This is a genomic window from endosymbiont of Lamellibrachia barhami (assembly GCF_011947365.2).
Taxonomy (GTDB): domain Bacteria; phylum Pseudomonadota; class Gammaproteobacteria; order Chromatiales; family Chromatiaceae; genus QGON01.
On sequence record NZ_JAAVSH020000001.1, the window covers coordinates 1,011,453 to 1,020,837 of the forward strand.

Here is a 9,385-nt window from a genome sequence, read left to right on the forward strand (position 1 = left end):
ACGGTACTTCGTTCAGTTACGTATTGCTCTAGAAACGCAATCATGCTTGATTACCGGTTCTTCCGGCGCGCAGGCACCACCACAGTCAAGCGCGCCCTGGGCACATCTTCTTCCGCGACGGCTTCACCCCCGCCATAGTCGAGGCGACAGCTTCCACCGCTACAATCGCGTCGAAATGCGCGAAGATGACCGGCGGCGGCATGTCCATCGGTCCCGAAGCAAACCGCTTCGACGACAAGATCGAAGAGCTGGTAAGACCTACGGTGAAACCGGTTCCGGTCAGCATACTACCACTCCGAATGGAGGCCAGCGAACACAATGCCCGTCTTAGCGTGGACAAGAAACCTGGTGAGTTCACCCCTTGGGAGACTATTCCAGAGGGGACTGACCTGCTGTTTTACGAAGGCCTGCACGGCCTGGCGGTAAACGGTGGTGACGACGTCGCCCAGCACGTGGATCTGGGCGTGGGTGTAGTACCCATCGTCAACCTGGAGTGGATCCAGAAGATCTTCCGCGACAACGCCGAGCGTGGCTACAGCGAGGAGGCAATCGTCGACACCATCATGCGGCGCATGCCCGACTACATCAACCACATCACCCCGCAGTTCTCACGCACCGACATCAACTTCCAGCGCGTACCCACGGTTGACACCTCCAACCCATTCATCGCCCGTGACATCCCGACGCCTGACGAGAGTTTCGTGGTCATCCGTTTCAAGGATACGAAGAAGTTCGGTACTGACTTCCCCTATCTGCTCTCCATGATCGACGGATCTTTCATGTCACGCCGCAACAGCATCGTGGTGCCCGGCGGCAAGATGGGATTTGCCATGGAGATCATCCTGCAGCCCATCATCGAAAACATGATGGATGCGCGTCAGGTCTAGCGCCTGCCTTCGAAAAAAAACCGCGGCGGCCTTACGGTCACTGCAGTTTTTTTTGGCTGTCAATGGCTCTTCCTGCAGCTAGTCGTACTCCCGGTCTTTCCAGTTTCGTAGCGCGGTAAAGACCGCTTCATCTCCAGTGAGTTTTTTACCGGCATAACGCTCAGCAGCGTTTATCACATCCCTCACACCTGTTCGCAGGAAAGGGTTGGTTGCCAGCTCGCTAGCCAACAGTGAGGGCAGTGTCGGCCTGCCGGACTCCCGACTGGCCCGGTCTGCCAGCAAGCGCAATTTGATCGCCTCGCTCTGCGGTTCCACCCAGGCGGCAAAACCCAGGTTATCCAGCGTGTACTCATGGGCGCAGTAGACCTGGGTCTCCGCAGGCAAGCCGGCAAAACGCACCAGTGATGCGGCCAGTGCCTCATGCGTACCATCAAAGACTCTCCCACACCCGGCAGCGAAGAGCGTATCGCCGCAAAACAGGGCGTTTTCACCAAGGTAGGAGACGTGACCGGCGGTATGGCCGGGGGTATCAAGCACCCTGAACCTCGTCGTCATGCCGGGTAGTTCGATCAGATCGCCCTCGGTTACCCGCCGGTTCACGCCGCGTATCGGCTCCTTTGCAGGGCCGAATACCTCGATACCCGGAAACCGCTGCAGCAGGCCGGGAATTCCACCGACATGGTCGTTATGGTGGTGCGTCACCAGAATTGCGCCCAGCTCCAGGGATGCCAGCTCCAGGTATGCCGCCACCGGTCCCGTTTCTCCAGGGTCCACCACCACCGCGAGGGAGAGATCCGGCTCGGATATCAGCCAGATATAGTTGTCATTGAAACTGGGGATCGGAGTGACATCGAACATAGGAGCAGGCCGGTCTCAGGCAGACGATTTCACTGCTTTCAGCGGATTCTCCCGCAACGCCTGATTCACCGACGCCAGAATACCCGCCACATCCAGACCACATTCGCTGAGTTGTTCCTGGTGGCTCGCATGGTGGATATATCGATCCGGCAGACCAAGATTCATCACCCGCACCTTATGTCCAACCCTGGCCAGATACTCGTTGACCGCCGAACCTGCGCCACCCTGAACCAGGTTCTCTTCCAGGGTCACCAGAATCTCATGCCGTGAGGCCAAATCGAGAATCAGCACCTCATCCAGCGGCTTTACGAAACGCATATTGGCAACCGTGGCATCCAGGGACTCCGCCACCTCCAGCGCCGGCGCCAACAGGGAACCAAAAGCCAGCAGGGCGACCCGCCCCCCATTCCGCCGAATCTCACCCTTACCCAGCGGTATAGGGTGAACCGGGCGAGTGACGGCCACGCTCGGGCCGCTTCCCCGGGGATAACGAACCATCGCCGGTCCCACATATTCATAGGCGGTCTGCAGCATTCTGCTGCACTCATCTTCATCTGCCGGAGCCATAACCACCATATTCGGCACTACCCGGACGAAGCTCAGATCGAGGCTGCCGGCATGGGTCGCGCCATCCGCGCCTACCTGTCCGGCACGATCCACCGCAAACGTGACATCGAGATTCTGCAGGGCAATGTCGTGCAGCAACTGATCGTAGGCCCGTTGTAAAAAGGAGGAGTAGATGGCAACCACCGGCTTCACTCCCTCGCAGGCGAGACCGGCAGCAAAGGTCAGGGCGTGCTGTTCCGCGATACCGACATCGAAATAGCGCTTGGGAAACTGTCGGGAGAACTCAACCAAACCGGAGCCTTCGCACATGGCAGGCGTGATGGCCACCAATTTTTCATCTTCTGCCGCCGCATGACAAAGCCAGTCGCCAAAGACCTGGGTATAGGTCGGCCCACCTGTCTTTTTTTGCACCTCACCAGTAGCGAGATTGAACGGCGTTACCCCATGATAGAAGCAGGGATCCTGTTCAGCGGGCTTAAAGCCGCGCCCCTTCTGGGTTACCACATGCAGTAATCGCGGCCCAGACATCTTGCGCATATTACGCAGGGTCTTAGTCAGAGTCTCCAGATCATGACCATCGATCGGGCCGATGTAGTTGAAACCCATCTCCTCGAAGAGTGTGCCGGGCATCACCATGCCTTTCATATGCTCTTCCCATTTCCCCATCAGTTCGCCCAATTGCGGCGGCAAATGGCTGAGGGCGGATTTTCCACTCTCACGCACGCGAGTATAAAAGTTGCCGGATAGCAGACGCGCCAGATGGTTACTGAAGGCACCAACCGGTTTGGAGATAGACATATCATTGTCGTTGAGCACCACCAGCAGATCCTGATCCAGGGCACCCGCGTGATTCAGTGCCTCAAAGGCCATCCCGGCCTGCATCGCGCTGTCCCCGATCACTGCAACGATTTTGCGGGACTCACCCCTCTGCTTCGCCGCCACAGCCATCCCAAGGGCGGCGCCGATAGAGGTACTCGAATGCCCCGTGCCGAAGACGTCATATTCACTCTCGGAACGTTTGGGAAAACCGGATAGACCACCTTTCTGGCGCAGACTGTGCATGCGCTCACGGCGTCCGGTAAGGATCTTATGGGGATAGGCCTGATGTCCAACATCCCAGATCAACCGGTCTGCCGGGGTATCAAACACATAGTGCAGCGCAATGGTCAGCTCCACCACACCCAGCCCCGCAGCCAGATGCCCGCCTGTCTGGGAGACGGTTTCAATCAGAAACCGACGTAATTCGGCTGCCAGTTGCGGCAATTGGGAGGACTCTAAACGTCTCAGGTCCGCAGGCAGATCGACCTGTTCCAGCAAACCGTAGCCGCCGGAGGGTGCAGCGTCGCCTGTTTGCTGGTTTTCAATTTCAGACATTTAGCGCCAATTCCAAAAGGTAGCTGTTCAGATCAAACCCCATCAGGATGCAACCGACTGCCAACCATACGATTTGGAATGATAGTGTAACTGGTCAGTTTAACGCATCATGGCCTAAGGCGCATTTCATACTGCCTCACGACGTATGTTTTTTGCCTCAGCCAGGACGAAATCCCGGAAGGCAACGGCAGCCGGCGACAGCCGCTTGCCTTTCCGATGGACCATATACCATTTGCGCCGAATCGGAAATTGTTCGACATCAAGGATCACCAAACGCCCCGTCTCCACTTCGAGTTCGATAGTGTGCTCTGAAGCCACACCGAGTCCCATACCTGCCCGCACCGCCTGTTTGATCGCCTCGTTGCGGGTCATCTGCATGCCTCTCTTGAGCTCGAGACCGTGCTCCTTGAAGAATCGTTCCATCGCCAGACGGGTGCCGGAACCACTCTCTCGCATGACGAAGGTCTCATCCTGAAGGCGGGAGAGCGGAACCCCCGGCACCCCATCCAGAGAATGACCTGGTGGCGCTATCACCACCAGAGGATTTTCCATGAACGCCTCCGATTCGAGTTCCAGCCTCTCAGGAGGATGCCCCATCAACACAATATCGGTCTCATTCGACTCCAGCAGCACCATCAACTGCTTTCGATTGGTCACGTCCAGACGCAGATCTATGCCAGGATAGCGCTGGTGAAAGGCAGCCAGAAGCCGCGGCGCAAAGTAGTTGACGGTACTGGCAACTGCAATGTCGAGTTGCCCGGTATCAACACCTTTCAACGCCGCCAGCACCTCCTCCATCTCTTCGAACATTCCAAAGATGGCGCGGGTGTATTGAAAGACCTCCCGTCCGGCATCGGTAAGCTGGATTTTTTTTCCCGTCTGCTCAAACAACGGCAGTCCGACCGTCTCCTCCAACTGCTTCACCTGCATCGAGACCGCAGGCTGACTGAGATGCAATTCATCCGCCGCCCGGGTGTAACTCAATCGTCTGGCAACCGCTTCGAAGACAGACAACTGTCTAATCGTCACATGCATAATGGTGTCTCATCTATTTTGGGCCGCCTGCCACAACCACAAAGCAAACCCATCCCATTCTTCATAGTTTACGGGGTGTTAAGTCACGATCTGGCGCAAGTCACAACAATTTATCACCTATACTTCAATTTAAGTAACCGAGGCCGCAGCCAACACCTGAACCGCCGATCACCATGAGCCATGCCAAAAAATTACGTATCACCATTGGCCTGTCGACCAGCGACTGCCAGCTGATAAAATCGCACCAACACTACCTTCGCGCCTCCCTCGACCACTGTCTCGCAGACTTTCACAACTGGTTCAGGGAGCACCTCGGCTGGACAGAGAAAAATGGCGACCCTCTGCTGGATGGCGTCTGCAAATCCTATATCGGTGGCAGTTACGATGAAACCTTCTGCTCCATACAATACAATCAGGCGATCTACTGGCATAAAAAAGGCATGGGCGCCGAGCACGCTCTGGCCGCACAGAGCACCCTGCGACATCTGTTTATCGACATGGCCCAGAAACGGGGCCAGACAGACCTGGCAAAAGCCCTCTGCCGCGTCATCGACCTCACCCAATCCGTGCAATCGATGGTCTTTCATCTGGCTCATACTCTCGACCGGTTACGCCGGGTCGCCGAGTTTGACCTGGCCAGAGTACAGCAGCCCTGCTCTACAGACCATGGCGACATCTCGCCAAGCGGTCTGAAAAAGGCCTACATCGATCACTACCAATGGAAACTGAGGGCCTACGCACTGGCACTGGGCGAACCACTGGACAATGAGGAACTGCCCATGACCTCTGATGCCTGCGCCCTTGGTAGATGGCTAAGCACCGGTGGCCTCGAACAGATCCCGAAAGATGAGCAGGACGCATTCCTGGCTGCTCACGAGCGCCTGCATCTGCTGGGGGTTCGCATCCTGAACGAAGCAAAAGCCAGGCGCCCCTTTAACATCGTCGACTATCTGATGGACATGGAGGCCGCCTCGGAGGATATCATCGGTGTTCTCGGTCACCGCATCGACTGCCAGTTGCGGCAGCTGGCTGCCGAAGACAGCCTCACCCATCTCGGCAATCGCCGTCTCTTCGAGCGGGATCTGGAAAAGCGGGTGGCCCATGCCAAACGGTCCAAGGAGGGGCTTGGACTGCTCTTTATCGATATCGACAAATTCAAGAACATCAACGACCGCTACGGCCATGTAGTCGGCGACGAGGTTATCCAGGGAACAGCCCGCAGAATCGTCGAAGTCCTGCGCACAGCAGACAACATCTACCGCTGGGGTGGGGAGGAGTTTGCGGCTCTGGTTGCCGTCGACAGCAGAAAAGAACTGACAACGGCTGCCGAACGGTTGCGGGAGAGTTTCACCGAAACCGATCACTTCACAACCCAGGGACTGGTCAATATCACCATCAGCATTGGCGGAAGTTACACATCACCAGCGGAAATATCCGCACCCAACACCCTTTTCTCCTTGGCAGACCGAAGCCTGCACCAGGCAAAGAGAGCCGGGCGCAACCGAGTCGTGATTGCCGACTGAATCCTGTTCGCTTCCTGCCTCCACATCAGCCTGAAATTCGTCCGTCGACCAGTCCATAAGTAATTACTTATGATTAAGATTAATATTTTTGATTTCACTTATGAATGATTCCACTATAAATTGCCTCCCACATTCCGGGGTTGTCCTCAAAAATATTGAGTCAACAACACCGGAAACCCTGTTTCTTCACGTTTCGAAACATTTAGGAGCGAACAATGGCCTTATTGGACCAAACCAATCGTTACTCAGACCTGAGCCTGAAAGAAGAAGATCTGCTCGAAGGCGGCAAGCATATCCTGGTGGCTTACACCATGACTCCTGCAACTGGATACGGCTATCTTGAAGCTGCCTCTCACTTTGCAGCAGAGTCTTCTACCGGCACCAACGTAGAGGTCTCCACCACTGACGACTTCACCAAGGGTGTAGACGCGCTGGTCTACGAGATCGACGAAGCCAAAGAGATCATGAAGATTGCGTACCCGAACGAACTGTTCGACCGCAACATCATCGATGGCCGCACCATGATCGTCTCCTTCCTGACCCTGGCGATCGGTAACAACCAGGGCATGGGCGACATCAAACAGTCGCAGATGTTCGATTTCTACGTCCCACCAAAGATGCTGCAGCTGTTTGACGGCCCGGCAATGGACATCTCTGACCTGTGGCGCATCCTGGGTCGTCCGATCGAAAACGGCGGTTACATCTCCGGCACCATCATCAAGCCTAAATTGGGCCTGCGTCCCAAGCCGTTTGCTGAAGCAGCTATCAGTCTTGGCTGGGTACACCTTCATCGAAGAACGAGTTTGGTTTCAGGGCAACCAGGTCTTCTGCCCGACCCGGCCAGCTGTTATCCCTCTGGTTGCAGATGCCTGCCCGCGCACAGACTTCCAGACCGGCGTAGTCGCTCTTTCTCCGCCAACATCACCGCTGATGACCATCATGAGATGTGTGCCCCTGTGCTGGGACCGCGCACCTGAGACTTTTGGCAGAACTTCCTCGGCTGTGCTGGGTTTCCCCTTCCTGGTAGACGGTTATGTCGGCGGCCCCGGCATGGTGACCACTGCACGTCGCAACTATCCCAGTCAGTACCTGCACTATCATCGCGCCGGCCACGGCGCAGTCACCTCCTCCTCCAAGCGTGGTTACACCGCTTACATCCTGGCCAAGATGTCTCGTCTGATGGGTGCATCCGGTGACCCACGCCTGGCACCATGTGGGCTACGCAAGATGGAAAAGGCTCGGTGGCACTGACAATTCCTTACCACCCTACTTTTATTCCGCCGAAAAATCAAACCTTCGATACCGAAATCCCACCAGGTAGATGGCCTCAACTGGTGACACCTTAGCTTTACTTTCAGCGAAGTTGCTAACACACGGCTTTGCGTTACATTCCAGCCATCGGTGACGCCGTGATGACCATCGGTTTAAATGGTAGAAACACAGCCGGAGTTGAAGGATCATTTGAAGGCCTGGACTATGGAGGAACTGGGGTGCTGGTGAAAGCTCTTACCGTCACCCAGCGACCTGTCTGCTGACGATATGACCGTATAAATAAAATCCTGAATCTTGTGGCCGATGTCCCCAAGCTGTGTGCCGGGGCGAACCTCGTCGATACCGACCCAAAGGGCTTTTCGGGTGACCTCTATCAACCGTTTGGCGAGGATGGAGGTCTCCCCCACGCTGAACATCTTACTGGTATCTCCATGATAGCCATCTTTGATGACAGTGATATCGAGGTTGACGATATCCCCCTTTTTCAGCTTTTTGTCAGCGGGGATGCCGTGGCAGACCTGCTGGTTGACCGAGCTGCAGATCGACTTTGGAAACCCCCGGTAGTTTAGCGGGGCAGGGATGGCCTGCTGCACGTCGACGATGTAGTCGTGGCAGATCCTGTCCAACTCCTCCGTGGTGACTCCTGGCTTGACATGAGGCTCGATCATCTCAAGAACTTCGGCCGCCAGGCGGCCAGCGATCCGCATCTTTCCTATCTCGTCCGCTGTCTTGATCGTTACGCTCATAATTCTTTAAAGGGTCATGGAGATTTGGAGTAAAGGGGGTTGGAAACAAGGCGTCAGGGATTTGTCGCAATCCGCCGGGTATGGTATAAAACGCCCCGCTGAATCGCAAACGGTTCGCACTGCTCACTTTACGGGGTTTTTCCCGCGCGGGAGCAAAACTAATCCACACATACATCGGCACATGGTTCGGGGTGCCTCCCAGCTTTCGCGGGGAGGTCGATTCATGGGATGTATGGAGGCCTAACCCAATACAATCAGGAGTCACTCATGAGTGCAGTATCCATGCGCCAGATGCTGGAAGCAGGCGTACACTTCGGGCATCAGACCCGTTACTGGAACCCCAAGATGGGGCCCTACATCTTCGGACATCGTAGCAAGATTCATATCGTCGATCTTGAGAAGACCCTCCCCCTCTTTAACGACGCCATGAACTTTATCGGTTCGCTGGCGGCGAATGGCGGCAAGATCATGTTTGTCGGCACCAAGCGTGCAGCCCGTGATGCGGTGCGTGAAGAGGCGGTGCGCTGCAACATGCCCTACGTCAATCATCGTTGGCTCGGTGGCATGCTGACCAACTTCAAAACCATCAAGCAGTCGATCAAACGCCTCAAAGAGCTGGAAGCCATGTTCGAGGATGGTAGTGTTGATCAGCGTTTCAAGAAGAAAGAGGCATTGAATCTCCATCGCGAGATGGAGAAGCTGGATCGCAGTCTCGGCGGCATCAAAGATATGGGCAAGTTGCCCGATGCCATGTTCGTGATCGATGTGGGGCATGAAGACATCGCAATCTCTGAGGCCCACAAGCTGGGCATCCCTGTTATCCAGCGTGGTCGTGCAATAACAACCCGGGCCATCGTTACGTGATCCCGATGATGACGCAATTCGGGCGATCAGCTCTACGCAGGGCGCATCTGCAGCGATCGCTTGAAGGCCGCACCAGCGCGGCCCATGTGGCGGCTGGCAGCGAAGAGGAGTTTGTCGGGTCAAGGCGACAAGTCTGAAGCAGCTGACAGGTTTTCTGGATTAACGACGGATCATGCCTGGCGTGATTCGGTCGATCTATATTGAATGCGATTTTGGTAGGAAGATGGCGATTACAGCCTCTCAGGTTAAGAGCGCGCAG

5 protein-coding genes and 4 pseudogenes are annotated in these 9,385 nt (G+C 55.8%); 5 read left to right on the forward strand and 4 right to left on the reverse strand.

The window, feature by feature from the left end; genetic code table 11:
• Positions 1 to 22 precede the first annotated feature (22 nt).
• Positions 23 to 887: pseudogene (locus G9Q73_RS04530) on the forward strand (phosphoribulokinase).
• A gap of 78 nt (positions 888 to 965) precedes the next feature.
• On the opposite strand, the gene gloB reads toward G9Q73_RS04530, so the two are convergent.
• The 3 genes from gloB to G9Q73_RS04545 form a co-directional block, all read right to left on the reverse strand.
• Positions 966 to 1,745, reverse strand: coding sequence for a hydroxyacylglutathione hydrolase (gene gloB / locus G9Q73_RS04535; RefSeq protein ID WP_177418737.1), 780 nt, complete (start codon positions 1,743 to 1,745; stop codon positions 966 to 968).
• 15 nt (positions 1,746 to 1,760) lie between these two features.
• Positions 1,761 to 3,686: a 1-deoxy-D-xylulose-5-phosphate synthase gene (dxs, locus tag G9Q73_RS04540; protein WP_177418738.1), complete on the reverse strand. Its 1,926-nt coding sequence runs from the start codon at positions 3,684 to 3,686 to the stop codon at positions 1,761 to 1,763.
• A 126-nt stretch (positions 3,687 to 3,812) separates the two neighbouring features.
• Positions 3,813 to 4,721, reverse strand: coding sequence for a LysR family transcriptional regulator (locus G9Q73_RS04545; protein ID WP_177418739.1), 909 nt, complete (start codon positions 4,719 to 4,721; stop codon positions 3,813 to 3,815).
• 173 nt (positions 4,722 to 4,894) lie between these two features.
• Here G9Q73_RS04545 and G9Q73_RS04550 point away from each other — a divergent pair, with 173 nt between their 5' ends.
• From G9Q73_RS04550 to G9Q73_RS19440, 3 genes and pseudogenes are all read left to right on the forward strand, one after another.
• The gene (locus G9Q73_RS04550; protein WP_177418740.1) at positions 4,895 to 6,244 is read left to right on the forward strand and encodes a GGDEF domain-containing protein; all 1,350 of its coding nucleotides are present in this window, start codon (positions 4,895 to 4,897) and stop codon (positions 6,242 to 6,244) included.
• Positions 6,245 to 6,555: 311 nt separating this feature from the next.
• A pseudogene (locus G9Q73_RS19435) lies at positions 6,556 to 6,804 on the forward strand (ribulose-bisphosphate carboxylase); the annotation flags it as partial.
• 211 nt (positions 6,805 to 7,015) lie between these two features.
• The gene (locus tag G9Q73_RS19440; RefSeq protein ID WP_246345015.1) at positions 7,016 to 7,495 is read left to right on the forward strand and encodes a RuBisCO large subunit C-terminal-like domain-containing protein; all 480 of its coding nucleotides are present in this window, start codon (positions 7,016 to 7,018) and stop codon (positions 7,493 to 7,495) included.
• A 183-nt stretch (positions 7,496 to 7,678) separates the two neighbouring features.
• Here the strand turns inward: G9Q73_RS19440 and map are convergent.
• Positions 7,679 to 8,262 (reverse strand): annotated as a pseudogene (gene map / locus G9Q73_RS04560) (type I methionyl aminopeptidase); the annotation flags it as partial.
• Between the two features lie 267 nt (positions 8,263 to 8,529).
• On the opposite strand from map, the pseudogene rpsB reads away from it, so the two are divergent.
• Positions 8,530 to 9,263, forward strand: a pseudogene (gene rpsB, locus G9Q73_RS04565) (30S ribosomal protein S2).
• Positions 9,264 to 9,385 lie beyond the last annotated feature (122 nt).

What these genes read in the sequence shown, in the direction of transcription:
- G9Q73_RS04545 (WP_177418739.1), bottom strand. Translation starts at nt 4,721, where the DNA reads ATGCATGTGACGATTAGACAGTTGTCTGTCTTCGAAGCGGTTGCCAGA.
- gloB (WP_177418737.1), bottom strand. Translation starts at nt 1,745, where the DNA reads ATGTTCGATGTCACTCCGATCCCCAGTTTCAATGACAACTATATCTGG.
- dxs (WP_177418738.1), bottom strand. Translation starts at nt 3,686, where the DNA reads ATGTCTGAAATTGAAAACCAGCAAACAGGCGACGCTGCACCCTCCGGC.
- G9Q73_RS04550 (WP_177418740.1), top strand. Translation starts at nt 4,895, where the DNA reads ATGAGCCATGCCAAAAAATTACGTATCACCATTGGCCTGTCGACCAGC.